General features: G+C 39.9%; 23 protein-coding genes and 3 tRNA genes. 13 read left to right on the forward strand and 13 right to left on the reverse strand.

All coding sequences use genetic code 11. The features are described 5' to 3' along the window. Positions 1-80: 80 nt before the first annotated feature. Positions 81-455: an META domain-containing protein gene (locus BMY70_RS16595; protein WP_218148641.1), complete on the forward strand. Its 375-nt coding sequence runs from the start codon at positions 81-83 to the stop codon at positions 453-455. A 57-nt stretch (positions 456-512) separates the two neighbouring features. On the opposite strand, the gene BMY70_RS16600 is transcribed toward BMY70_RS16595, so the two are convergent. The 3 genes from BMY70_RS16600 to BMY70_RS16610 form a co-directional block, all read right to left on the reverse strand. Beyond that, positions 513-1,496 (reverse strand): bifunctional heptose 7-phosphate kinase/heptose 1-phosphate adenyltransferase, encoded by a 984-nt coding sequence (locus BMY70_RS16600; RefSeq protein WP_090337034.1) that lies wholly within the window; start codon positions 1,494-1,496, stop codon positions 513-515. A gap of 117 nt (positions 1,497-1,613) precedes the next feature. Continuing rightward, a complete protein-coding gene (locus tag BMY70_RS16605; protein WP_090337036.1) occupies positions 1,614-2,042 on the reverse strand; it encodes a GNAT family N-acetyltransferase in 429 nt (142 codons plus the stop codon). Next, on the reverse strand, positions 2,039-3,286 hold the full coding sequence (locus tag BMY70_RS16610; RefSeq protein WP_090337039.1) for a bifunctional 3,4-dihydroxy-2-butanone-4-phosphate synthase/GTP cyclohydrolase II: 1,248 nt from the start codon (positions 3,284-3,286) through the stop codon (positions 2,039-2,041). The genes BMY70_RS16605 and BMY70_RS16610 overlap by 4 nt, the downstream gene beginning before the upstream one ends. Before the next feature lie 184 nt (positions 3,287-3,470). On the opposite strand from BMY70_RS16610, the gene BMY70_RS16615 reads away from it, so the two are divergent. The 4 genes from BMY70_RS16615 (at position 3,471) to BMY70_RS16630 (ending at position 8,928) form a co-directional block, all read left to right on the forward strand. Further along, a complete protein-coding gene (locus BMY70_RS16615) occupies positions 3,471-5,402 on the forward strand; it encodes a T9SS type B sorting domain-containing protein (protein ID WP_177197049.1) in 1,932 nt (643 codons plus the stop codon). A gap of 160 nt (positions 5,403-5,562) precedes the next feature. Then, positions 5,563-7,488, forward strand: a complete 1,926-nt coding sequence (locus BMY70_RS16620; protein ID WP_090337043.1) for a T9SS type B sorting domain-containing protein — start codon at positions 5,563-5,565, stop codon at positions 7,486-7,488. 35 nt (positions 7,489-7,523) lie between these two features. Then, a complete protein-coding gene (locus BMY70_RS16625; protein WP_090337045.1) occupies positions 7,524-7,871 on the forward strand; it encodes a YbaB/EbfC family nucleoid-associated protein in 348 nt (115 codons plus the stop codon). Positions 7,872-7,887: 16 nt separating this feature from the next. Then, the gene (locus BMY70_RS16630; protein WP_090337048.1) at positions 7,888-8,928 is read left to right on the forward strand and encodes a glycosyltransferase family 2 protein; all 1,041 of its coding nucleotides are present in this window, start codon (positions 7,888-7,890) and stop codon (positions 8,926-8,928) included. Here BMY70_RS16630 and BMY70_RS16635 read toward each other — a convergent pair. Further along, entirely contained in the window at positions 8,909-9,130 is a 222-nt protein-coding gene (locus BMY70_RS16635; protein WP_090337050.1) for a PspC domain-containing protein, read from the reverse strand. The genes BMY70_RS16630 and BMY70_RS16635 overlap by 20 nt on opposite strands. A 350-nt stretch (positions 9,131-9,480) precedes the next feature. Here BMY70_RS16635 and BMY70_RS16640 point away from each other — a divergent pair, with 350 nt between their 5' ends. Continuing rightward, the gene (locus BMY70_RS16640; protein WP_026629450.1) at positions 9,481-9,675 is read left to right on the forward strand and encodes a cold-shock protein; all 195 of its coding nucleotides are present in this window, start codon (positions 9,481-9,483) and stop codon (positions 9,673-9,675) included. 75 nt (positions 9,676-9,750) lie between these two features. Here BMY70_RS16640 and lysS read toward each other — a convergent pair whose 3' ends face one another. Next, positions 9,751-11,466 carry a lysine--tRNA ligase gene (gene lysS / locus BMY70_RS16645; RefSeq protein WP_090337053.1) on the reverse strand — a complete coding sequence of 572 codons (1,716 nt, stop codon included), beginning with the start codon at positions 11,464-11,466 and terminating at the stop codon, positions 9,751-9,753. Positions 11,467-11,737: 271 nt separating this feature from the next. Here lysS and BMY70_RS16650 point away from each other — a divergent pair, with 271 nt between their 5' ends. After that, entirely contained in the window at positions 11,738-14,227 is a 2,490-nt protein-coding gene (locus BMY70_RS16650) for an AsmA-like C-terminal region-containing protein (RefSeq protein WP_090337055.1), read from the forward strand. 6 nt (positions 14,228-14,233) lie between these two features. Here the strand turns inward: BMY70_RS16650 and BMY70_RS16655 are convergent, their stop codons facing one another. Together BMY70_RS16655 and BMY70_RS16660 are read right to left on the reverse strand one after the other, a co-directional pair. Further along, entirely contained in the window at positions 14,234-14,944 is a 711-nt protein-coding gene (locus BMY70_RS16655; RefSeq protein WP_090337056.1) for a response regulator transcription factor, read from the reverse strand. 90 nt (positions 14,945-15,034) lie between these two features. Beyond that, positions 15,035-15,874: a YjiK family protein gene (locus tag BMY70_RS16660; RefSeq protein ID WP_090337058.1), complete on the reverse strand. Its 840-nt coding sequence runs from the start codon at positions 15,872-15,874 to the stop codon at positions 15,035-15,037. Between BMY70_RS16660 and BMY70_RS16665 the strand changes: the two genes are divergently transcribed. Continuing rightward, complete coding sequence (locus BMY70_RS16665; RefSeq protein WP_090337060.1) at positions 15,873-17,096, forward strand: AI-2E family transporter; 1,224 nt, start codon at positions 15,873-15,875, stop codon at positions 17,094-17,096. The genes BMY70_RS16660 and BMY70_RS16665 overlap by 2 nt on opposite strands. 36 nt (positions 17,097-17,132) lie before the next feature. Here the strand turns inward: BMY70_RS16665 and BMY70_RS16670 are convergent, their stop codons facing one another. The 4 genes from BMY70_RS16670 to BMY70_RS16685 form a co-directional block, all read right to left on the reverse strand. Further along, positions 17,133-17,612, reverse strand: coding sequence for a gliding motility lipoprotein GldH (locus BMY70_RS16670; RefSeq protein WP_090337062.1), 480 nt, complete (start codon positions 17,610-17,612; stop codon positions 17,133-17,135). 54 nt (positions 17,613-17,666) lie between these two features. Further along, a complete protein-coding gene (locus BMY70_RS16675; protein WP_090337064.1) occupies positions 17,667-18,167 on the reverse strand; it encodes a hypothetical protein in 501 nt (166 codons plus the stop codon). A gap of 167 nt (positions 18,168-18,334) precedes the next feature. Then, positions 18,335-19,132 (reverse strand): (Fe-S)-binding protein, encoded by a 798-nt coding sequence (locus BMY70_RS16680; RefSeq protein ID WP_090337065.1) that lies wholly within the window; start codon positions 19,130-19,132, stop codon positions 18,335-18,337. A gap of 38 nt (positions 19,133-19,170) precedes the next feature. Continuing rightward, on the reverse strand, positions 19,171-20,520 hold the full coding sequence (locus BMY70_RS16685) for a 4Fe-4S dicluster domain-containing protein (RefSeq protein ID WP_090337067.1): 1,350 nt from the start codon (positions 20,518-20,520) through the stop codon (positions 19,171-19,173). A gap of 263 nt (positions 20,521-20,783) precedes the next feature. Here BMY70_RS16685 and BMY70_RS16690 point away from each other — a divergent pair. After that, positions 20,784-20,856: transfer RNA gene (locus tag BMY70_RS16690), tRNA-Phe, on the forward strand. A gap of 363 nt (positions 20,857-21,219) precedes the next feature. Here BMY70_RS16690 and BMY70_RS16695 read toward each other — a convergent pair. Both BMY70_RS16695 and BMY70_RS16700 read right to left on the reverse strand, forming a co-directional pair. Then, on the reverse strand, positions 21,220-21,795 hold the full coding sequence (locus BMY70_RS16695; protein ID WP_090337070.1) for a BCNT domain-containing protein: 576 nt from the start codon (positions 21,793-21,795) through the stop codon (positions 21,220-21,222). Positions 21,796-21,839: 44 nt separating this feature from the next. Next, a complete protein-coding gene (locus tag BMY70_RS16700; RefSeq protein WP_143072114.1) occupies positions 21,840-22,691 on the reverse strand; it encodes a hypothetical protein in 852 nt (283 codons plus the stop codon). Between the two features lie 119 nt (positions 22,692-22,810). On the opposite strand from BMY70_RS16700, the gene ubiE reads away from it, so the two are divergent. From ubiE to BMY70_RS16720, 4 genes are all read left to right on the forward strand, one after another. Then, positions 22,811-23,533: a bifunctional demethylmenaquinone methyltransferase/2-methoxy-6-polyprenyl-1,4-benzoquinol methylase UbiE gene (gene ubiE / locus BMY70_RS16705; protein ID WP_090337076.1), complete on the forward strand. Its 723-nt coding sequence runs from the start codon at positions 22,811-22,813 to the stop codon at positions 23,531-23,533. Beyond that, positions 23,482-24,222 carry a type IX secretion/gliding motility protein PorT/SprT gene (porT, locus tag BMY70_RS16710; RefSeq protein ID WP_229209656.1) on the forward strand — a complete coding sequence of 247 codons (741 nt, stop codon included), beginning with the start codon at positions 23,482-23,484 and terminating at the stop codon, positions 24,220-24,222. The genes ubiE and porT overlap by 52 nt, the downstream gene beginning before the upstream one ends. A gap of 111 nt (positions 24,223-24,333) precedes the next feature. Next, positions 24,334-24,408 (forward strand) — tRNA-Val (locus BMY70_RS16715). An 85-nt stretch (positions 24,409-24,493) separates the two neighbouring features. Further along, a tRNA-Val gene (locus tag BMY70_RS16720) sits at positions 24,494-24,568 on the forward strand. The last annotated feature ends 44 nt before the right edge of the window (positions 24,569-24,612 follow it).

The raw sequence follows: 24,612 nt of genomic DNA on the forward strand, positions 1-24,612 counted from the left end.
TTAAAATTCTTATTATGAAAAGATTACTGTTTTTTTCATTGATGTTTTTTGGAATTTTGTCAGGTTGTAAAAGCAGTAAAATGAATTCAAAATCTGTCGCTGCTGAGAATTCAGCTTCATTGGAAGGAACGTGGGTATTGAATTATGTTTCAGCCCCCGGAAAATCAGTTGACGAACTTTATGCAGAGAAGAAGCCGGAGATCAAGTTTGATTTGAAAGAAAAAAGATTCAGCGGGAATACGAGCTGCAATTCTTTTTCGGGTAAATTAAATATGGAGGATAATCAGATCAATTTCAGAGATCCATATGTGATGACGAAAATGATGTGTCCCGGAGAAGGTGAAAATGTTTTCACAGAAACACTCAAAAAGGTGAATTCGTATTCTATTAGTGATGGAAATACGCTCAATTTTATCGGCGGAGATATTGCAGTAATGCGTTTTACCCGAAAATAAAAAAGGTGATAACCAGTTTGAAGTCTGGTTATCACCTTTGAAATATTTTTGGATTTTTTATATCAATCCTTCTTTTTCAGCTTCTGTTTTCAAAAGAGCTTTATCAATCGGTACAACACCTACCAACTCACAAACCAGTCCTCCTCCTAAATTAGAAATTCCTGCAATCGACTGAGGTGGTAAGTTAAGTGCGACACAGCAAGCGGCGATACTAATCACGGTATCACCAGCGCCGGAAACATCAGCAATTTGGCGGATATGTGCGGGTAGTTTGTGAGTCTCTTCTTTAAAGTCAATATAAACTCCTCTTTCTGAGAGCGTTATCAGAGCACCTTTTGCGTTCAAAGTTTCCTTCAATTGCTCAACGGTTTGTTTCAGTTCTTCCGGATCGTCTACGTTGAATTCAACTTTTAAGCCTTCCCGTAATTCCTTCAAGTTTGGTTTGAAAAGTGTTACGTTGTTGTATGATAAAAAGTTGCGTTTTTTGGGATCTACGACTGTCGGAACGTTATGTTCATTCGCATACTCAGTAATTTCTGCAATTGCCTCCGCCGTCAGAACTCCTTTATCGTAATCTTCAAAGATAATTACGTTGCTCGAAGGAATTAACTCTTTAGCCTTACTGACAAGCCTGTCTTTTTCTTCGGTTGATATAGGTTTGTCGGTTTCGGTATCGATTCTTACAACTTGCTGAGAGCCTGCGATGATTCTTTCTTTTATAGTCGTGATTCGGCTTTCGCTGCGTATTAAGCCCTCACAGTTTAAACCCTTTTCAATCAGACTGTTTTTGAGTGAATCACCCGAAGCATCTGTTCCGATAACAGTACAGATAATTGCTTCTGCGCCAAGTGCCTGAACGTTTAACAGTACATTTCCCGCGCCCCCCAGACGAAATTCACGATGACTTACATTGACAACGGGAACTGGTGCTTCGGGAGATATACGTTCAACTTTTCCCCAAACATAAGAGTCCAGCATGACGTCACCAATGACCAGTACGCGTAAAGAATTGAATGATTCAAAAACCTGATGGATATTCATTAATATAATTTTGACGGGATTTACCGTTTGTTGACGAATAGGTTTGGACCAGTAAATTCCAATACTGGAAACTTTTGCTGCCAAAATTCGTACAAAGGGCTGTAAAAATCAAACCAATCAGACATTTGCCACGAAATGCATGCTGGTGATTTGAAAACGTTTGTTGAGATAAAGGCGATGCGCGTCAGTACGGTTTGGATTTACGCCTGAGTCCAGATGGATTTGGTCATATTTTTCTTTTTTTGCAAAATCAATAATCCAATCCAGAAGTATGCCCGCATATCCGTGACCCCGATGTTCGGGAAGCGTTGACAAGTCGTCGATATAAATATATTTTCCACGAAAAAGATTATAACCCGTTTCGAAAACGGCTACGGCAGCAGCTTGTCCACCGGTTTCAACAAAAATGATCTGCCTGTTATCAGCCATCGTTTTTTGAACCGCCTCGAAATAAAGCTCGTCAGTTAAAGAAGGCCGCAGTGCCTGAATTGCACTGCGGCATTTTAAAATATCAGCCTCCGTTGCAACAACCTGAACCTGTGTCATACCTGATTTCCCGGGAAAGTTAGGTTACTCAAATTGTGGCCCATCTTATCACGTTTTGTGATCAGATATTTTTCGTTGTAAGGATTTGAAGGTATTTCAATATTGACCGAATCGACAATCTCTAATCCGTAACCGATAAGTCCGGCGCGTTTTTTAGGATTGTTGGTGATCAATTTTATTTTAGTAATATCCAGATCGCGCAAAATCTGAGCTCCTACGCCATAATCACGCTCATCACTTGCAAAGCCTAATTCAAGATTTGCTTCCACGGTATCGCGGCCCATTTCCTGAAGTTTATATGCTTTTAATTTATTGAGCAGGCCTATCCCTCTGCCTTCCTGGTTCATATAAACGATTACTCCTTTTCCTTCTTTGCTAACCAAATCCATGGCAGCATGAAGTTGAGGGCCGCAGTCGCACCGGCATGAACCGAAAATATCACCCGTCATACAGGATGAATGAACACGAACCAAAACGGGTTCATCTTTCTCCCATGTACCTTTTACCAAAGCCAGATGCAAATCTCCGGTATTGACCTGGCGATAAGCAATCAGATCGAAATGTCCCCATGCCGTTGGCATATCCACTCCAATTTCTCTTTTGATCAATGACTCTTCGCGCAGACGGTATTCGATAAGATCTTTGATACTCACCAATTTCAAGTTCAAACGATCTGCAATTTCCCGAAGCTGAGGCAAGCGGGCCATGGAGCCGTCTTCATTCAAAATTTCAACCAAAACTCCGGCAGGTGACAAACCTGCAAGACGAGGGAAATCGATCGCTGCTTCGGTATGCCCTGTACGGCGTAGAACGCCGCCTTTTTTAGCTTTTAAAGGAAAAATATGTCCTGGACGACCAAGATCCGCAGGAACTGTATTAGGATCAACTAACGCCTGAATGGTTTTTGCACGGTCACTTGCTGAAATTCCGGTTGTACAACCATTGCCAAGTAAGTCGACAGAAACTGTAAATGCAGTCTCGTGAAGCGCGGTGTTGGTGCCAACCATCATATCAAGTTCAAGTTCTTCACAACGTTCTTCCGTTATCGGAACACAAATCAAACCACGGCCTTCTCTGGCCATAAAATTGACTATTTCGGGAGTTACCAGCTCTGCGGCGCAGATAAAATCGCCTTCATTTTCACGATCTTCATCATCTACCACAATAATTAATTGGCCGTTTTTTATGGCTTCAATGGCATCTTCAATCGAATCTAATACTATGGGATTACTATTATTATTCATTATTCGGGTAGACAAAAAATAGTTTTACGGGAAAACACGTTTTAGAATATAAAGGTACAGTCTTAATGTTGAAATGTTTTAATTTTGAACCTTCTTTAGGTGAACAATCGATTTTTCAGATGGGTTTCAAAATAGGTCATTTCGAAGTTTGTAGATGTCCTTATTTACTATTACTTCAGAGTTCATGAGAATACAGTTACTGTCGATATTTTTTATTTTTTTAGTACTTCAATCCTTTAGTGTTTACAGCCAGGCTCCCGTTATTACTGACGGGGACTATTGTAAAACAGGAGGAGGGGATTTTTCTGTGACTCCATTTGAAGGTTGCGGAACTCTTACTGCTACGATAAAGAACAACCTTCCGAGTGCAACAAGTGTTGGTTACAATACCAATTACGATTTAAAAAGCCAACCGAATAATCTAGCCAACGTAACTTCTGCAACCTATAATGCTCCGGGGACATATACCATTTTACAAGTTGGGAGCCTCCAATCAACAGGATTCACTCTCTGTAAACAGGTTAAGGTTTATGAAAATAAAGCGATTAATGCGAAACTGGAAGTTTTCTGCAGTATTTTAAAAGTTACAATTGAAGACGATATTGTTGCGAAAGCATATAATACTGTTGAAATTAATTGGGGCGACGGGCAGAATAATTCTATATGGAAAAGCGGAGATGGTCCTATGACGCGGTCTTATTCAGGAGCTATCCCTAAAATATCAATTCAAGGTAAACATGGTTCAAATGTTCCTTGTGCGGGTGAAACTAAATTTCTTGATCCGGTTGCTGTCGAAAATTCTATTGAATCCATTCAGATAAAGAGACTTGAAATGCAGTCTGATGGTAAAATCACGATGCTTTATAATGGTATGGAAAAAGTCTCGACTGAAGTTTTTTATTCCGAGGCTAACGGCAATTACTTAACCACAGGCGAAGTTCGCAATGTGGCGCAACCCGGAAGTATAGTTTTAGATAAAGGTCTCAGTGCTGAAAAAGAATACAGATTGAAATTGGCTTCTGAAGATAATTGTGGAGGGAAAAAAGACAGCAGAGAAGTTAAAACAATGGTTCTTGAAGCCACTTCTCAGGAGGGAGAAATTGCATTAAAATGGAACCGCTATCTTGAGGGTAATGATTTCGTAGGTTATCAACTATTTCGTGATGATGTACCAATTAAAAGTTTCCCGTCTATTGATGATTTAACATTTTCAGATACAGATATTGATTGTAACAAAACCTATAAATACCAGATTGTTGCTTCTACGAGCCTGGTAAATTCTTTTTCTGCGCCGAAAAGTGAAAAAATGCTTAGCACAATTCCTGATAGGATTAAGGAAGCGAGCGTTACTGTGGCTGATAATAATTTAATTAGTGCGGATGTTATTTTAGGAGAAAAAGGGGTTACGAATTCATATAATTTAGTCATTGAGCGGGCTCAGCATGGAAGTGGGAATTTTACGCAGGTTTCAACAGATCAAAATCAGGAACTTCATTTTGAAGATAATACTGTAAATACGGGTTCAACTTCTTATTGCTATCGATTTAAGTTCGAAAATTCCTGCCAGCTAAGTACAGAATTTACTGAGCCGGTTTGTTCTATTTTGCTTCGCCAGTCTCCACAGGAACTTACTTGGAATGATGCAGTTCCATTTACCGAAGGCCTGGATTCATATGACGTAATTCAAAGCGAATCCGGAGTGCTAACGCCGATGGGACTAAATACGACCTATCCGATTGACTTGACAAATCAGCCTAAAACAGAATTTTCTTTCCAGATCAGAGCTAAATCAAAGAGTGGCAGTTTGCTAAGTTTCTCGAATTTAATTAAGTATGAGCAAAATGTAATGTTGTTGATTCCGGACGCCTTCACGCCAAACGGAGATAACGTCAACGAAAGGTTTGAAATAAAAGGCCTTTTTATCAACTCTTTCCAAATCTCTGTTTTTAATCGTTGGGGACAAGTCGTGTTTCAATCTGACGACATTTTACAGAGCTGGGACGGAACGATTAATGGTGCCAATGCGCCGGCGGGATATTATACATACAAAACCGAAATCAGCGATATTGAAGATAAGCCATTTGTAAAGGAAGGTACTGTTTTACTGATTAGGTAACTTTCCGTTTACTATATTTTTTACAGATATTTTGGTTGAAAATGAAGGACTTAATTGATAGTTTTTTAAATTTGACGCCTTTGTTAATTGACTTGACGTAAACCACTCAGGCGGCGAATACCTTAAAAGGTTCTGCTGCTACTCTTAAAAATACACACATATGAAAAGAAAAATACTTTTTATTGCTTTAATCTCGCTAGTGAGATTTAGCTCAGTTCCGGTCTTTGCTCAGGGACTCTGTAATGTAGGTGGCGGCGGCTTTGACCTTCTCCCTAGAGCAGAAGGCTGCGCACCGTTGACTGTCAATATTAACACCACAATTAACGCATCATCGCTTGCATACGCGCAGGAATATGACGGGATGACTGACAGTCCTACATTAATTCGAAATGCTAAACAGTTTACTTATAGAGGAGCTGGAACTTTTACTATTTTGCAGAGTGCAAACGTTGGAGGAACCGAAGTTTATCATTGTGAAAAGGTAAAAGTTTACGAAAATGCGACTCCTCATACTGAATACACTTCATGTGGGGGAGGGAAGATTAAAGTCGTTATGACTAAGAATTATGTCCTTGACGCGTATGATCAAGTTGGGATAGACTGGGGAGATGGATCTGGTGAGCATATCTGGAATCAAGGAGAATCTCTGGAAATAGAACATATTTACACGAATACTTCGGTAAATCCGACGCTTAAGGTTAGAGGAATATATACCTCGAATTCTGCTTGTAAAGGAGGTTATCAATGGCCGTTGACGATTAGTTTCCAACAGCCACTACTTAAAAATATCCAGATCAAAAGCGTCGAAATGACTGGAAACGGACGCCTTCTGGTAATTTACGAAGGATTGAGCGGAATTTCCACCGATGTAATGTACAGTACCGACGGAACTAATTATCAGATTGGCGGTACCAAAACTTCGGGCGGAACACAGACTAGCAATTTTAATTTAAATGCTGCTCAGGCATATCAAATTAAACTGGCTTCAAAAGATTTGTGCGGAGGGAAGCTGGATAGTGATTTTGTGACAAGTATGGCTGTTAAGGGTAGTTCGGCCGACGAAAAAAATGAGATATCCTGGAATAAATATGCCGATAACACCGACTTTGACAGTTATGCCTTGATGCGGGATGGAATTGTGCTGCAAACTTTTGATGATATAAACACTACCTCTTTTTCAGACGAGGACGTTCAGTGTGGCGACAATTATGAATACTATATTGTTGCTAAAACAAAAACAATTACTTCAACCTCGGCGCCGGTAACAGTAAAAACAACATTATCTTCTCCTAAGGCCATTGATCAGGCATTTGTAAACGTCGTGAGTGATGGACTGATTGAGGTTGCTGCTACAATTCCCGGATCCGGGACGAAAACAAATTATGATTTAGTGGTGGAGAGATCAGAGAACGGCGGAATTTTCAAGAAAGTGAATACACTTTACGGAGAGGCTACCTATCAGGATTTTGATGTAAAAGTGAATGATTCCGGTTATTGCTATCGTCTTATTTATCAGAATGCTTGCGGCCAGAGAGCTCCGGCGTCGGAACCTATTTGTTCGATTTTATTAAAAAATCAATCACCTTTGCTGACTTGGAATACTGAAAAGCCGTTTTTAGATGATATTGATTCCTATACAATAATCAGGACTGGCGCGGCTGGATCTAATGATTCCAGAAATGTAAAACTGGCAAGTACGTTTTATCCTGATTTGACCAAACTCAGCGATCTTTCTTTTACATTTCAAGTCCGGGCAGATTCGAAAAACGGGAATTATCAAAGTTTTTCGAATAGCATTATCTACAAAAGAGACACAGACATTTTTGCTCCCGATGCTTTCTCTCCAAATGATGATGGCTACAACGATACTTTCGAAGTAAAAGCGGCCATGTTCAAAACATTTAAAATGTCAGTAGTCAATAGGTGGGGAGAAGTAATTTTTCACTCTGATGATATCACCAAAGGATGGAATGGAATGATTAAGGGAAAACCTGCACCCGTTGGCTCATACATTTGGCGGATCGAAATTGTTAATAATTTAGACCAAACCGTGAAAAAAAACGGTACTTTTGTGCTCTTGAAATAGACTTAATTTTTAAATCACTTCATAATTTTTTGATTATGTTTGGAAATATGGCTGACATGATGGGTCTCATGGGTAAAATGAAAGACCTTCAGTCGCGCATGAAAGAGGCGCAGGATGAACTTGCTACAATCGTTGAATCGGCAGAGTCTGGCGGAGGAATGGTGCGTGCGACTGTAAACGGACAAAAAACGCTTATTGGTTTAGAAGTTGATAAAGATTTGGTTAATCCGGATGATAAAGAAATGTTGCAGGATCTGATCGTTGCAGCAGTTAACAAGGCATTCGAAAACATTGAACCAAAAATAAAAGCTCATCTGCAAAAAGCGACCGACGGAGTTCTTCCCAATATTCCCGGTTTGGACTTAGGGGGATTCATGAAATAATTCCCCTCTTTTACGAATGACTCCATCTGTTGCAATTGTCATCCTGAATTATAACGGCAGACATTATCTTGAAAAATTTCTTCCTACTGTGCTTAAACACTCTGAGGGTTATGAAATTTGGGTAGCTGATAACGGATCAACAGATCAATCTTTGGAATGGCTGAAAGGCCAATATCCTGGTGTTAAAACACTTGTCATTTCTGAAAATAAAGGATACGCGGGAGGTTATAATAAGGCGTTAAGTCAAATTGACGCCGAATATTACGTCTTATTAAATTCTGATATCGAAGTTACTCCTAACTGGATTGCTCCTGTGATTTCTTTTATGGAGTCGGATCCAAATATCGCCGCCTGCCAGCCCAAAATAAGGGCATACGATCTGCCAACCCATTTTGAATATGCTGGTGCTGCCGGTGGATACATGGATTATCTCGGATATCCGTTCTGCCGTGGCCGCATCTTTGATACCCGGGAAGAGGATCTCGGGCAGTATGATGATGTAAAAGATGTTTTTTGGGCAACAGGCGCATGTCTCTTTGTGAGATCAGAAGCCTATCATAAAGCAGATGGCTTTGACGAGCGGTTTTTCGCGCACATGGAAGAAATCGATCTTTGCTGGCGTTTATTGAATATTGGTTATCGTATCACTTTTTGTTCTGAATCAACCGTTTATCATGTCGGCGGCGGTACACTTCATAAGTCGAATCCACGTAAAACATTCCTAAACTATCGAAATAACCTGATCATGCTTTTCAAAAATCTTCCGAAGGGGAGACGTAAGAAAACATTAGCATTTAGATTAATATTGGATGGAATTTCAAGCGTAAGGTTTATCGCAGCCGGTGCCTGGCCAGACGTTTTTGCCATTATTCAGGCACACTTCGCCTTTTATGCACTGATCCCGAAATTATTAAAAGAACAGCAGGGGAGAACGCACTATCGCGCTCCTCTCTATTATCGCAGCATTGTCTGGGAATATTTTGTTTTGGGAAAACACCGCTTCTCCCAATTAACTGGCATTACGTTTCCCAAAGAAACTACAATTCCCAAAATGTAGGGCTATTATGTCTGCGCCAGTTTTGGCGCATTTCCATCCAGAATGCAAGTACCAGATATATAATGATCGGCGAACCGAACGTCATAAAGGTGGCGTAGATAAAATATCGACGGATACTGCTTGCCGGAAAATTGAGCTTTTCACCCATCCTTGCACAAACACCAAATATCTGATTCTCTACAAAATATCGAAAGCGATTCATACCTGATTGGAATAATTAGCTCGGAACTGGCAATTCTCAATGCAATATACAAAAGAGTATTTGAATTTTCAGCGAACAGTTTTTCAATGAATTTATGCCGTTAACTTGGAAATTTTCAAATTCTTGGTACAAATAAATTGTTTTCCCAACAATTTTTGTTTCTTTGTGATTGAAGAAATTGTTAGCACGACATTATTATTGGGATGCCTCAATAAAAATTGCCAAAATTTATTCTGTTAATTGGTTGAGCCTCCCTTAATTCTTTGGCAGAAGATAATCAAGGTTTTGTAATGAAACGTTAGCAACTCTTTATGTATTTTCAACTTATTTCATTTTTTTATTCCACTATTATGCCAACAGGTACTGTAAAATTTTTCAATGAAGCTAAGGGATACGGCTTCATCGTTGAAGACGACACAAACAGAGACATCTTTGTTCACGTGACAGGATTGGGAGGACTTACTATCCGTGAAAACGACCAGGTTGAATACGAGGTTGTTGAAGGGAAAAAAGGACTAAACGCTGTTCAAGTTAAAAAAATATAGTTTTTTTCTACTTGTCAGAACAAAAAAATACCGCAGTTTAAGGTTGCGGTATTTTTGTTTCCAAGTGAATTTAACCTATTCTACCCAGGTTTTGACATCGTCAAGCAAAGGCATTTTTTCATCGATCTTCAATTTCTTACGCATACCTCCGAGATCGTTGAAAATCTTATTTGGGTTAGCCGCTTTCAGCTGTTCGATCGTAAGAATGTTCATTTTTTGTAAAGCTGGAATCCATACTGCTGGTACGTTAGCTGCCACATAATCAGCTTCTTTCGCCAATTCCTGTTTCTTCTCAGGACGCATGTGCGGGAAGAAAAGAACTTCCTGGATACTTGAATTATTGGTCAGCATCATCGTCAGGCGATCGATACCAATTCCAATTCCTGATGTGGGCGGCATACCATATTCCAGAGAACGAAGGAAATCTTCATCCATTTCCATAGCCTCGTCGTCTCCGCGTTCTTTTAATTTTAGCTGATCTTCAAAACGTTCACGCTGCTCAATCGGATCATTTAATTCAGAGTACGCATTTGCAATTTCCTTCCCGTTGACAAACAATTCAAAGCGCTCAACCATACCTGGTTTTTCACGATGCTTTTTCGTCAAAGGAGACATTTCAACAGGATGATCTGTGATAAAGGTTGGTTGGATAATAAATTCTTCCACTTTTTCTCCGAAAATCTCATCGATCAATTTTCCTTTACCCATGCTGTCGTTTACTTCCATTCCCCATGCGCGGCATTGTTCGCGAATGGCAGCTTCGTCCAGTTCATAAACGTTCAAGCCTGTATATTGGTGGATGGCGTCTGTAATGCTCAGTCGTGGATAAGGACCGGCAAAATCAAGCTCAGTCTCTCCAAATTTAACTTTTGTAGTACCATTAACCGCAATTGCAACATTTTCAAGAACTTCCTCTGTCATTTTCATCATCCACAAATAATCTTTGTAAGCAACGTATAATTCAACAGTCGTAAATTCAGGATTATGCGTACGGTCCATACCTTCATTACGGAATAATTTTCCGAATTCATAAACACCCTCAAATCCACCGACGATCAAACGTTTCAGGTGAAGTTCCGTGGCGATACGAAGGAATAAATCAGTATCAAGCGCATTATGATGTGTCTCAAACGGACGTGCAGCAGCGCCACCGTGGATCGTTTGTAGAACAGGAGTTTCTACCTCAAGCCATCCTTTGGAATCAAAATAAGAACGCATCGTCGTAATGATCCGCGCACGTTTCTGGAAAATCTGACGAACTTCCGGATTCACTATTAAATCAACATAACGCTGACGATAACGTAATTCCGGATCCGTAAATCCATCATAGATATTGCCGTCTTCATCACGTTTTACAACCGGAAGCGGGCGAAGCGATTTGTTTAAAATTTTGAATTCCTGCACATGTACTGAGATTTCTCCCGTTTGTGTTGTGAATACAAAACCTGTAACTCCGATGATATCACCAATATCCAGAAGTTTTTTGAAAACCGTATTATATAACGTTTTATCTTCTCCCGGACAAAGATCGTCACGGCGGAAATAAAGCTGAATACGATCAGTGCTATCCTGTAACTCTGCAAAAGCGGCGCTTCCCATAATACGGAAACCCATCAAACGGCCTGCAATCGTTACATGTTTATAATCTATCTTATTGTTTTCGTAGTTCTTAATTATATCAGCAGCAGTAACATTTACTAAAAATTCTTCCGCAGGATAAGGTTCAATCCCCATCTTGATTAATTCTTCGCGCTTTTGGCGGCGCAATATTTCCTGTTCGCTCAGTAGCATTTTATGGCAATATTTATGAAAATGATAACTCTTTGAGTTGCAAAAGAGTGCGCAAAATTAGCATTTTTTACTGTTAATACCGAAGTTAAGTAAAGGAAGATCGTGTTGTTAGACAAAAAGGGGAATTTTAACTGGCATATAAATTGTATTAAATCCAGTACCACTATTTGGTCATAATTACTTAGTATCCGCTAAGTTTATTTTGGTTACCTGTATCGTGGTAAGTTTAATAAAAACAACTATTTTTATTGTAAACAGTCCCTATCTCTTCATGTTTCAAAAACTCTTAAAAGGTATTGCAATTTTTGCACTTTTCATCGGCTTGCTTATCGGTGGAATAGAGTTTTGGTTTTATAAAAATCAGGAAGAGATTTTTACAAAGGTGAAGGCAGCAGTCAATGAAGAAATTAGTGGAAGTCTTGATATAGAAAGTTTTAGGTTCCGACCCTTTCAGGATGGATTTGGGTTCAACTTCACGCTTTATAATGTAGTTCTACGGGATAGCCTGTATAGCCAGCATAAGACAGATGTGCTGAATGCAAAACTGATTCATGTAGCGCTTGATTTCAGCAGTTTTTACAAAGGAGCGATCCGGCTCCAGAATTTAGTTTTGCAGGACGGCGACATGACTTTATTTGTTCGAAAGGACGGCTATACCAATTTATCGGTTTTTGGGCCCAGAAAGCCCAAGGACAAAAAGAAGGATTCAAAACCGGATAGGCTGATCGATAAACTTGGACGGATCCATATGCATAATTTTGGATTTCGCTTTGCGGATTCGACGACAGGAAAGAATTTCGGCGCAATTTTCAGAGATGTAACAAACCGGGTAAATTATGCGGATTCTGCATGGATCGCTAATATAAGTGGGCCGATTTATTTTGAAGGGCTGACCTTTAAGCCTGAAAAAGGTGGATTTTTAATCAAGCAGGAAACCTACGCGAATTTTTCTGTTTCTTATAATCAAAAAGACAGATCACTATATATTCGTCCTTCTTCGCAGCTCCGAGTTGCCTCCCAGGACGTAATTGATATCAAAGGGAATTTCGATTTGTCGGAGAAACCTGCACACTTCAATCTTGGCTTTGCAGCGCAAAAAATTCAGGTTAATACTGCCCTAAAATTACTTCCAAGACAAATTGAGAATGTAATTGATTCAATTGGAATTAAAACCAGGGTAAACACACGCGTGACCGTAGAAGGTATTTTTTCTCACGAACCGCCCTCTGTTCATGTAGATTTTGAAACAGATACTTTTCAATACCAATTGCCGATCGGTTTGTTGAAAAACATGAAAGCAAGGGGAAGTTATACGAACCAGTTTAACAAAACCAAGCCTCCTGGTTTATTAAATACGCAAGTAAATGTGCCCCACGTGAGCGGAGCCTTCGAAACTTTGCCATTCAGTTTTGATTTAAAAATTGATAATATCACAGATCCGATTGCCTTGATCCGAGGTAAAGTTAAGGCTGATTCTGCGTCCATTAACGGACTACTTGATCCCAAAAGATATGTCGTGAAGGGAGGTGAGGCTTATATTCAAATCCACTACAACGGTAGCTTGCGAAATTTTTATAATCCAAAGACAGATCAGTTCAATGGTAAATTGACGGGCAGAGCCTATGCGGAAAATCTTTCATTGGATTATGTACCGCGACAAGTCCACTTATCAAAAGTAAACGGAGATATTTATTTCGATGAAAAAGATTTTCTGCTTCCGAAACTTGATATCAACGACGGGCATAATCTGCTTCATGTCAAAGGAGGTATTACCAATCTGATCCCATATCTTTTTGGTTCACCGAGAATACTCAAAGCGTCCCTCGATGTCAATATTCCAAACTGGAAAATGAACTGGATGGAAATTTTTGTCGGGAAAAGGCGGGCAAGCCAGAAGCTCAACAGAAAGAAATTTAAGCTTTCGGATCTTCTGGATAATGTTATTGACCAAATGGAAATCGAGGCCAAACTTCAATCCAATCATCTGGTATATCACAACTTTTCGGCGGACAATATGAAAGGGATGATAACCGTAAAAAATAATACGGTAAGTCTTAACAACTTCTCTATGAAGGCTTTTGGTGGCGGGTTCAAAATTTCCGGGTCTATATTTAATCCATATACCTCGGAGCCGCCAAGACTTCAAATCGCCGGGAATGTGACCAACGCAGACGTTCATTCCGTATTTTATTCATTCAATAATTTCGGACAAAAGGCAGTTACACATCAGAATCTGAAAGGAAAACTGAACACTGAATTCAAGTTTGCCACAAATCTGAAAAATGATGCGACTTTGCTTCCAAAAACGATGAAGGGGGAGGTGAAATTAAATCTTGTCCGGGGTGAGATCATTGATTTCGAACCGTTTTTGAAAATGAAAAAACTTATTTTCAAAAACAGAAATCTTGAACAGGTGAAATTTGCTCCGATTAAGAATGATCTTATCCTGACCGGCCAGGAAATTGAGATCAAGCAGATGGAAATCGAATCGAATGTAATGACGCTTTTTGTGGAAGGAATTTATAGTTTTGGAAACAAAACGGATCTGAGTATAGCGATACCATTAAGCAATCTGAGCCGCCGCGATTCGACCTATCAGCTTAATCCAAACGACCCGAAGAAAAAGAAAGGTTCTCGGATTTATCTTCGGGCCGTGGATGAAGATGGTCAGGTCAATATAAAACTGGCGTTCCGGAAAAAGAAGCCTAAGGACAAAAAAGAGGACGAAGAGGAAGAGGAAAATGATGATGTAGAAAAATAGTCCAAATCACTCTGCTTCGTCTGTGAACATGTAACCAACTCCCTTGAGCGTTTTGATGTACCGGTCACCAAGTTTTTCACGTAATTTTCGAATATGAACGTCAACAGTGCGTTCCAAGACATAAATGTCTGCGCCCCAGATTTTTTGCAGCAATTCGTCGCGACTGAAAACTTTATTAGGAGTCTGTGCCAGAAAAAACAATAGTTCAAATTCCTTTTTAGGTAAGACAACAGATTTGTCTGCACCTTGTGTTACCGTATAATTTTTCCTGTTAATGACCAGATCCAGCACTTCGATTTGGTCGCCTGAATCTGCTTTTTGGGCTTCGCGGCGGAACAAAGCATTAATGCGGCTCATTAAAGCGCGTGGCTTGATTGGTTTTGTGATATAGTCGTCAGCACCTACTTCAAAAGCCGCTACCTCCGAATATTCCTCTGAACGGGCTGTTAAAAACAAAATGTAAGTATGTTTGATATCAGGGTTTTGGCGCAATATTCTGCCCGTTTCGATACCATCAAGCTGCGGCATCATAATGTCCAAAAGGATAAGATCCGGGATAAAGGTCTTCGCCGTTTCTATTGCTTTCTTGCCATTGGAGGCTGTTTGAACAGAATATCCTTCTTTAACCAGATTGTATTCCAGAAGCTCTACTATATCTGAATCGTCGTCAACTACTAATACTTTCGGTGCTGAGTTTGTTGCTTTTGCACTGCTCATGTGATGATTACCAGGTTAAATCCAGTTCGAAATTAGTTGTTGTGTTTTTGACATTATCTACTTTATTGCATTGTTAACAAAAAAATAATATCAGCGGTAAGTAATACGGAAAATTTGCTGTTGCTCATTTGTTACGATCATGTCTGTATTATTTACAAAAATCATCGCTTCGGCCTGTTTTCTCGCAAATTTGAAGCAACCCAGCGGTTTTTTAAAATTAATAATTCCATCATCAATTCCGAAGGTTAGAATTTTTCCATAGGTCAGCAGCGCGAACGTCTTTCCATCCGGACTAATATCAGCTGAGGTTACCTGCGTTTTGATTTCGATACTATCGATTGGTGCTACCGAATAATTCCCTTTTTGACTGGGTAACTCATATAATTTTACATATCTATTTTGCCGGCTGCGGTTTTTGGAAAATAAGTACAGTTTGTCTTTGTGATGAAAAAAAGCTTCGCAGTCGAAATTTAACTGATCTTTGGACGGTGGAAATTCTTTTTGATCCGCATAATTAAACGTGATTTTTTCTGTTTCGCCCGTTACCTGCGGGACTTTGTAAACAATTAACGCACGTCGGGAATTGCTGTTGTTTCCAAAATCTCCAATGTAAATATTCCCATTTTCATCCTGTGCCAGATCTTCCCAATCTTTGTTCTCAGAATTTGGAATGACTTTTGTAGATAACAACCTGCCTGTGGAATCAATTTCATAAAGCTCTGGTTTTCCCCCACTATCATTATGGGTCCAAAATGTGCCTTTCTTCGTTCTGGCGATGCCTGAACTCTCGTTAGCTACATCAGGAAGATTGCCAATTTTACTAATTTTGTAATCAGAGCGGACTTTTTTAAAACTATTTGTCCGCTTGTCAGGGTTACAGGTACATAACACCGTTTCAATAGCAAACATCAGATATACTAACTTATTCATGAACCGTTCTTTACATTCTGTGCCTGGCAAAGATAATCAAACACCGACTTACCTGAAGCTGGCCAGTGTTCTTGTTGCCCTTATTGCTGGCGTTTATATTCTTTTTGTACTTCGTGAAACCCTGATTCCGCTTGCATTTTCAGTTTTGCTCGCCATTTTATTGCACCCCGTGTGTGTTTTTCTGGAACATAAGAAAGTACCTCGAATTGCTGCAATTCTGTTAAGTATTCTTGTGCTTATTATTGTCATTGTGGTACTGGTTTATGTTGTTACGTTACAAATCGGAAGTTTTGCCGAAGAACTTCCTCGCATCACTGAGAAGGCAGAAGTCCTTTTAGATCAAACATTGACAATGGGCGAGCGGTATCTAAGTCTGAGTAGAAGCCAGCAAGTGACCGAAGCGAAAAAATATCTGGTTAATATGCTTAGTGAAGGCCGGGCGGTTTTGTTGAATACGCTGGTCACGACAACAGGGGCAATTTCTACGTTTATTTTATTGCCCCTTTATGTTTTTTTCTTTCTCCTTTACAGAGATTTTTTCAGACGATTTTTTTATAAGGCAATTGCCAGCGTTCCCAATGAGAACTTAAATGCCCTGCTGAAAAAAATTTACGAAGTTATTCAGAGCTACTTATCCGGATTATTTCTGGTAATTATAATTGTTGGTGTTTTGAATAGTATCGGCCTTTTGTTACTCGGAATTCCTCATGCCATTTTCTTCGGTTTTCTGGCTGGTTTTTTAATATTGATTCCATACATAGGAATTCTCATCGGTTCCCTATTTCCGGCGCTGTTGAGTATCGTTACCATGGATTCGCCCTGGTATGCTCTCGGCGTGATCGGTGTAATGAGTTTTGTCCAGTTTCTGGAAGGTAATTTCATTACGCCAAATATTGTCGGATCGAAAGTAAGTGTAAACCCGATGGCAGCAATCGTTGCTCTTTTTCTTGGCGGACAACTTTGGGGATTATCCGGATTAATCCTGGCTTTACCTATTACGGCCATCTTAAAAGTTGTTTTAGATACAATTCCAAGTTTAGAACCCTATGGTTTTTTATTAGGAGAACCGGTTCACGAAGTGGCAGAAGATAAAGCCGAAGAGCAGCAAAAAGCAGTTGAGCAGAAAGAGGGGCAGAAGAAACGTTATCGGAATTACAGAAACCGTCCACGTAAAAAGCCGGAAAGCCGGGAAGGAGGTCAACCTAACACAAATATTCAATAATAAAAATGGATTCTCCGGTAGGAGAATCCATTTTTATTATTTCCCATTCTCAACTTTCTCGACACTTATACCAATCCCCATAATAAATGGTAAAGGGTTTTGCCGCATGGATTGTGACAACGTAAATGTATAAGTACCATTTCGTGGAAATTTGTGATTTTTCAGGAAAGGGATCTTGTGATCAAATAAATCTCCCAAACCCTTGCCAAACGGTTTTCCAGTTGTCTCATTGGAAAGAAAAACTTCTTCCATATTCGTAGTCACCGAACTGTCTGGGGCGGTAATTTTTCTGGTCAGATATAAGTTATAGTAAGGATATTGCAACGTATTTCGCACCAGATAAAAAATATTATACGCCTGAGAGGAATCCGTTATTTCAACCTTGAAAGAAGGTGTATTTTTGATAAACCACTGCCCGTCATCAATATCTTCGTAAGCTTTGTAAACAACATTTTTGTCGCATCCGGCAAGCAAAATTCCCAAACAAATCGCGGCAAACAGTCCAAAAGTTTTCATGCAGGTATCAGTAAGTAGTTTGCAAAGCTAAGCCGCCAAAGAAACCTTTCAAAACTAAGATGCAGTTTGTGCAGAAAAATAACGGCTAAGCCATGAATCTGCTGCCGGAATTTTCCAGCGTTTCATCCATTGTGCCTTTGTAGCTACCTGATTATCAAAAATGGTGGTATAAGGTGTAATGATCTGATCTGTAACAGCCTGCTTTATTTTCGGTACCGGAATAGTTTCAACATTATTGTCATCGTCAAGATAGGCCAATGAACGATCAAAGAAGTCGACATTCAGGCGCGCACCGATTTCTTGTAGCCAATGAACCGATTTATCAATTGAGCAGCCGCTTGGTAATTCCTTGCTTTCATCCACCGCGATCACTACAAAGCGATGTTCGAAAATTTTCCCTGACGCCGTTAAAGGATGTCCGTGTGCTTCCCAGCCTTCGAGTGCAGCTTTGAGTGTCTCTGTCAAAATTCCAACTTCTTCTTCTGAAAACTTTCTGTTTGCCTGATAGATCCAGACGCGGGCAGATAAATTAATTTCATTAAAAGGGATATACATCAGTAAGTCTGGTTAATCGTTTTAGAATAATATCTTCCATTATCTCAGCAATCAAAACAAGCTTGCCAGAAACTAAGTTCGGAATAAAAGAGGGCGGCAGCTTTGGATTAACGAGAAATTATTAATCGATATTACAGATTTATTCAGTGGTATCGAGAAATAATTATTTACAATCCTTCTGCCTGGGCAATTAATTCGGCCAGGTCGAAAACTTTCACGGAATCTTCTTTTTCTTTATTTTTAACGCCGTCCGTCATCATAACCATACAAAATGGACAAGCCACCGCAATGGTTGTTGCGCCGGTATCGATTGCTTCCTCAATTCGCTCAATATTAACGTCCTTTTTCCCAGGCTCCGGCTCCTTAAACATTTGCCCGCCGCCTGCGCCGCAGCATAAGCCTTTGACTTTACTGCGTTTCATTTCTATCAAATCAGCATCCAATGCTTCCAGGACGTGACGAGGCGCCTCATAAATTCCATTTGCTCTTCCTAAATAACAGGAATCGTGGAAAGTAATTTTTCGGCCTTTAAAGGTTTCTCCTCCTTCAATCCGAACTCGACCTTCGTCGATGAGTTGCTGTAAATATTCGGAATGATGTAAAACTTCATAGTTTCCACCGAGTTCCGGATATTCATTTTTCAAAGTATTAAAGCAATGTGGACAAGCCGTGACGATTTTCTTGACGCCATACATATCCAAAACCTGAATGTTGGACATCGCGAGCATCTGAAAAGTAAATTCATTTCCAGCACGACGCGCAGGATCTCCGGTACAGCTTTCTTCGGTACCCAAAACCGCAAATTTCACACCCGCTTTGTTTAGAATTTTAACAAAAGCTACCGTAACTTTTTTGTATCGATCGTCAAAAGATCCTGCACAACCAACCCAGAAAAGCACTTCTGGCGTTTCATTTCCAGCGGCCATTTCTGCCATAGTTGGTACTTTGTTTATTAACTCACTCATGATTTTATAGTCTTTAAGGCAAGTCGGTCGTGCCGGGTTTAAACCTCATTTCTTAATTTTTCGGCCCAGTTAAAACGGTCGTCAGGTGAAAATTTCCATGGAGCCTGATTTGTATCCAGATTTTGGAACATCGTATTCCAGGACCCCGGTGCCTGGGCCTCATCCATAATTTTATACCGGCGTAATTGCAAAATAATATCGAGCGGATTGATCAGAATCGGGCATTCCTGAACACAAGCGTTGCAGGTTGTACAAGCAAGAATTTCTTCGTTACTGATATAATCGCCCATCAGGCTTTTTCCATCGTCGACAAATTCTCCCTTATTTGTCTGCATATTTCTTCCAATATCTTCTAACCGATCACGCGTGTCCATCATAATTTTACGCGGAGATAATTTCTTGCCCGTAAAATTTGCCGGACACGCAGAAGTACAGCGGCCACATTCCGTACATGAATAGGCATCCATCAGGTTTTTCCAACTCAGGTCAGGCACATCTTTCGCGCCAAATCGCTCTGGAATAACACTTTCGGTTCCGGAAGCAGGATCTTCTGAGGTAGTCAAACCCAACATGATTTTCACCTCTTTCGTGATATCAGGCATATTATTCATTTCTCCTTTTGGTGTTAAACGAGAGAAATATGTATTGGGAAAAGCAAGAGCGATGTGTAAATGTTTGGAGTACGTGACATAAACGGCAAAAGTAAAAATGCCAAGGATATGGAACCACCAGGCAAAACGTTCGTAAATAATTAACGAGTTTTCTGACCAGTTAGCAAAAATGGGTTTCAGGAACTGGCTAAAAGCAAAGTCTCCGGTGGGCGTGTAATGTGGACTTCCCATTTCCTGTAAAACAGTATCCGCCGCATTCATCGTTAATATTGCGATCATTAATACGATTTCGAAGAGCAAGATGATTTTGCCGTCCAATTCCGGCCAGCCATTCATTTCCCGATGACGCGAGGGTTGCAACCGTTCCACTTTTAATATTGCCCTTCGAATTAAAAAAATCGAACAGGTTACTAAAACGCCAATGGCCAAAAATTCAAAAAAGCCGATAAGGAAGTTATAAAATGTTCCTAAAAATGGAGCGAAAAGCCGGTGCTTTCCCAGAACTCCATCCAGCACAATTTCGAGAACTTCAATATTTATAAGCAAGAACCCAGCATACACAACAAAGTGCATGAGACCAATTAATGGGCGATCAAACATCTTTTTCTGGCCGAAAGCGACGCGTAGCATAATAGAAAAGCGCTGCGCCGGCTGATCGTAACGGTCTTCATCCCGTCCTAGTGAGATAGTTTTTCGGATCAGATTGGCGCGTTTAAAGACGAACCAGCCGACTATCCCAAGAACAATTAAAAAGATGATTTGCTGGATTATCGCCATAATACTTCGATTTGCTCCGTTGATAACTAATATTCGTTCAGATAGTATGCAAGCATACTAAAAGCAAATATGACAAAAATGTATTTAGCATCAATTATTTTAAAATAAATATTTTTTTTCATTCTGGTAAGTGATAGAAAATCAGAATGCTAAGTCTTAGTTGTACGGTAGCAAATTAAATTTTTGAAAAATATTTGTCCAAATAATTTGGAAAGATAAATCGTAATTCTACCTTTGCAGTCCCAAAGGGAACGAATTGAGCTGGTGATGTAGCTCAGTCGGTAGAGCAAAGGACTGAAAATCCTTGTGTCGGCGGTTCGATTCCGTCCATCACCACAAGATCCTGTTAGAAGAAATTCTGGCAGGATTTTTTGTTTTAGCATTAGCTGATGCCAACCTTGTATGGCTATAATATTTGAATTTTAATCCGATTAAACTTAGAAATTGTGATTATAGGAGGTATTGCCAAGTAATGCTTTGCAAAAAGGCGAGAAGAGATTAAATGCTATAATGTATTTTGGGGAGATAACTCTTACGAAAGACCCTTTAGGAATCTCAAAAAGGGTTCGTGATGAGTGGGAGTAAAACAATGATCGATGATAATATTAGGCATTCTTCTTCTCGCTGGCGGATAAACAATTTAGTCAAGTTGCTGATCCAACCTTCGTTCTGTATGAACCCTAATTGCTGATTAAATTATCATTTCCCAAATATCTTCCGATCCGTTATCTCATTCCGGTGTTCTTCGAGAAAATCGCAAAATAGCTTAATCTGAATTTCCTGCACTGAAAAATCAATTGTCTGGTCGTAATTTTCCTGGTAGACATCCTGAAAATCGGTGATGACGTACCGCAAAGTCCGTATACCTTTTGATCGCAGGGCGGGCAAATAGAAATTTTGATGACTATGAGCAAACCGACCTTCCTGATAGCTGCTCGTTGTTTTAATATCAACGGCAAGAGTTTTCCCGATCACGTCAACGTATCCATACAGCAACACATTATCCAGCTGATACTCACAGTAAACCTGCGTTTTCATCATCGGACGAGGCAAAAGCGCACGGACTTTGTCAAGGATCTCAGGATCAAACGCATCCTCATTAACGCCTTTTATTACTGCTTCCTCAAACGAGGATCCTTTGAACTGTGCCTCTGTTTGCGGCATTGGTACACGATTGATCCGGTTTAAAAAATCCTGTCGTTCGAGATATCCTTTTTGATATCGATTAAAAAGATTAAGCAGTGTCGGGTAGAAATTATATGCGATTGAAGCCAATGGATGAAAGTTAAGCCGCTTTTATTTACAAAGATAAACATCTGTCATCTTTTCCCGCGCTTCGGGTATCTGCTAAATTTATAGGTTGCAGAAAGTGACAAAAAGCTGAATTTGTCATTCGGTGTTTTACTGTACGAGTCTGCTTCTTCCGGATTGATCAGTCGCATACCTGATGTGGCGTCTACTTTGTCCGTTCGCACGAAATAAAAGCGGTAATCAAAACCAAAAATTAGTTTTTCAAAAAGTTTGTAGTCAACGCAAAGGCCGACTGGAATAATTCGTTCGTTTGTTTTTTTGATTCCAGGGCTTCCATGAGGATTTCCCCAACGTAAAAAAAGTGGATTTCGGGCACTGGATGGACTGTTGGTAAATCTTAAAAGTGTGTTGCTCGTAATGTCATATGCATTAGCGCTGAACATCATCAATCCTAAGCCTCCGTAAATATTCACATTCAGTTCTCCGTCGTAACTTGGAATAAACTGCCCTGTTAAATCCCACATAGCAAGCAATTCAACTGAGTTATATTCATTGATAAAGTAGGAGTTGAAAAACGAAATTTCCTCGCCGCCGAGTTTTCCGGTGGTATACTCTAAACTCAGAGAAAGCGGATTATTAAACTTTCTGTTGACGCCCAGTCCAAGCATACCTCGCATATCCTGTTTCTGTAATTCACCATAAAATTGCGTGAGTCCTCCACGGACTATAACGGAATATCGTGAAGTAATTTTCGATACCATGTTTCCATTTTTGTATCGGTTGTATGCCTCATTCCAAGTTGAACGCTTTTGTGCATAAGTTGGAATGTATAGGGTAATTATGGCAAATAATTGTAAAAATTTGCGAATCATATCCATATCGTGTGTGTGGTCGTAAAACAAATTTAAAACTATCTGCATGTTTCCAAGGATGTTTCTCTTAAAAATCAGTCGTTTATGCAAACTTTACATATATGCATGAAAACGATAACCAACAAATATCTGTTAGTTTTGTACTTCTAATTTTATGCTAATCGAAAATGAGTGTAGTACCCTATAAAGATAAGGACGGCAGCAAGCGTGAACAGGTAGCGGAAATGTTTGATAATATTTCCCCGAAATATGATTTATTGAATCACGTTTTGAGTGGAGGCGTCGACATTTACTGGCGTAAGCGTGCTGTTAAATTATTAAAAAAACAGCAGCCAAAAGTTATCCTTGATATTGCAACAGGTACCGGTGATTTTGCTATTGAGGCACTTTCTCTGAAACCTGAAAAGATAATTGGTGTTGATATTTCAGAAGGAATGCTGGCAGTTGGTCGAGAGAAAATTGCCAAACTTGGAAAGCAGGATATTATAACTTTACAAAGTGGCGACTCGGAAAGTTTGTCCTTTACAGACAATTATTTCGACGCTGTTATCGTTTCGTTTGGAGTACGGAATTTTCAGAATTTGTTGGCCGGGCTTACTGAAATGAACCGTGTGATGAAGGCGGGTGGGACTTGTGTCGTTGTTGAATTTTCAAAACCGCGCTCTTTTCCATTCAAACAGTTTTATAATTTTTATTTCAAATACATATTACCATTGATAGGAAAGACCGTCTCAAAGGACAGTTCTGCCTACACCTACCTTCCTGAATCCGTTCAGGCATTTCCGGACGGGGAGGCTTTTCTTGAAATTTATAAAAAAGCAGGTTTTAAAAATACTAAATGCATACCATTAACCTTCGGGATTTGCTCCATTTACACAGGACAAAAGTAGTTATCGGAATCTTGTTCCTGTTTGTGGCCTTACAGGAAGTTAAAGCACAGGGACAAGGTTACGTACGCCGACATCTGGAATATTATGATGATAAGCCGATCCACTACGGTATTTTATTTGCAGTTCCTTTTACGCGATATAATTTTCGGCACAGCGAACCAAGCGGCTCTCCGACAGCAGGTGATTCGGCTTATCTGATCCAGTCTCCTATGAAAGGAGCGTTTCGGATGGGCTTTACGATTAATGCCTATTTGAATGAGCGATTTGATATCCGGACAACACCCTCGGTTTCTCTTTATGAAAGGGAACTAAAATACAGCTATCCTAATAGTCCTGATAAAACCAATAAACGGGAATCTACCTGGCTGGAAATTCCTTTGCTGGTGAAATATAAATCCAAACGCCGCGTAAATACTAGAATGTATATGATTGCCGGTGTGACGATGGGAATTGAGACAAATGTCAAACGAAGCAGGGGAGGCGGAACGAGCAACGGCAGACTCGATACTCAAACTTCTGACTTTACTTTGGATTATGGCGTTGGGTACGAACGCTTTTTTGAATTTTTTAAATTCGCGCCGGAGCTGCGCTTTTCCCATGGTTTAAAAAATGTTTTCCAAGGATCGGCAAATACCGGAATCAACAGGTTAACGACGCATACAGTCACATTATACTTAAATTTTGAATAAATTATTTTCTGATTACCAGTTGTTTATAAATTATTGTTGAAAATTTTTAAACTATAATTTGGATAAAGAAAAACAGTCGTGCATATTTGCACTCCCGAATGACGACAAGAGGGGCTCTTAGCTCAGTTGGTTCAGAGCACCTGCCTTACAAGCAGGGGGTCGCAGGTTCGAATCCTGCAGGGCCCACAAAAAAAGCGATTTAGAAATAACTCGCTTTTTTTAATCTTTTTCTGAAAGCAGAATAAGATTCGTCAAAATGGAAATCACGAAAGGGCTCTTAGCTCAGTTGGTTCAGAGCACCTGCCTTACAAGCAGGGGGTCGCAGGTTCGAATCCTGCAGGGCCCACAAAAAAGCGAGTTAGCAATAACTCGCTTTTTTTGCTTTAGACA

The sequence above is a fragment of the Dyadobacter koreensis genome, from assembly GCF_900108855.1.
Taxonomy (GTDB): Bacteria; Bacteroidota; Bacteroidia; order Cytophagales; family Spirosomataceae; genus Dyadobacter; species Dyadobacter koreensis.

Coding starts and splice junctions, on each gene's coding strand:
- BMY70_RS16625 (WP_090337045.1), top strand. CDS start 7,524: ATGTTTGGAAATATGGCTGACATGATGGGTCTCATGGGTAAAATGAAA.
- BMY70_RS16670 (WP_090337062.1), bottom strand. CDS start 17,612: ATGAAAACTTTTGGACTGTTTGCCGCGATTTGTTTGGGAATTTTGCTT.
- lysS (WP_090337053.1), bottom strand. CDS start 11,466: ATGCTACTGAGCGAACAGGAAATATTGCGCCGCCAAAAGCGCGAAGAA.
- BMY70_RS16610 (WP_090337039.1), bottom strand. CDS start 3,286: ATGAATAATAATAGTAATCCCATAGTATTAGATTCGATTGAAGATGCC.
- BMY70_RS16665 (WP_090337060.1), top strand. CDS start 15,873: ATGAACCGTTCTTTACATTCTGTGCCTGGCAAAGATAATCAAACACCG.
- BMY70_RS16620 (WP_090337043.1), top strand. CDS start 5,563: ATGAAAAGAAAAATACTTTTTATTGCTTTAATCTCGCTAGTGAGATTT.
- BMY70_RS16605 (WP_090337036.1), bottom strand. CDS start 2,042: ATGACACAGGTTCAGGTTGTTGCAACGGAGGCTGATATTTTAAAATGC.
- BMY70_RS16615 (WP_177197049.1), top strand. CDS start 3,471: ATGAGAATACAGTTACTGTCGATATTTTTTATTTTTTTAGTACTTCAA.
- BMY70_RS16685 (WP_090337067.1), bottom strand. CDS start 20,520: ATGGCGATAATCCAGCAAATCATCTTTTTAATTGTTCTTGGGATAGTC.
- porT (WP_229209656.1), top strand. CDS start 23,482: ATGCATACCATTAACCTTCGGGATTTGCTCCATTTACACAGGACAAAA.
- BMY70_RS16595 (WP_218148641.1), top strand. CDS start 81: ATGAATTCAAAATCTGTCGCTGCTGAGAATTCAGCTTCATTGGAAGGA.
- BMY70_RS16635 (WP_090337050.1), bottom strand. CDS start 9,130: ATGAATCGCTTTCGATATTTTGTAGAGAATCAGATATTTGGTGTTTGT.
- BMY70_RS16680 (WP_090337065.1), bottom strand. CDS start 19,132: ATGAGTGAGTTAATAAACAAAGTACCAACTATGGCAGAAATGGCCGCT.
- BMY70_RS16630 (WP_090337048.1), top strand. CDS start 7,888: ATGACTCCATCTGTTGCAATTGTCATCCTGAATTATAACGGCAGACAT.
- BMY70_RS16600 (WP_090337034.1), bottom strand. CDS start 1,496: ATGAATATCCATCAGGTTTTTGAATCATTCAATTCTTTACGCGTACTG.
- BMY70_RS16650 (WP_090337055.1), top strand. CDS start 11,738: ATGTTTCAAAAACTCTTAAAAGGTATTGCAATTTTTGCACTTTTCATC.
- BMY70_RS16700 (WP_143072114.1), bottom strand. CDS start 22,691: ATGCAGATAGTTTTAAATTTGTTTTACGACCACACACACGATATGGAT.
- BMY70_RS16640 (WP_026629450.1), top strand. CDS start 9,481: ATGCCAACAGGTACTGTAAAATTTTTCAATGAAGCTAAGGGATACGGC.
- BMY70_RS16655 (WP_090337056.1), bottom strand. CDS start 14,944: ATGAGCAGTGCAAAAGCAACAAACTCAGCACCGAAAGTATTAGTAGTT.
- ubiE (WP_090337076.1), top strand. CDS start 22,811: ATGAGTGTAGTACCCTATAAAGATAAGGACGGCAGCAAGCGTGAACAG.
- BMY70_RS16675 (WP_090337064.1), bottom strand. CDS start 18,167: ATGTATATCCCTTTTAATGAAATTAATTTATCTGCCCGCGTCTGGATC.
- BMY70_RS16660 (WP_090337058.1), bottom strand. CDS start 15,874: ATGAATAAGTTAGTATATCTGATGTTTGCTATTGAAACGGTGTTATGT.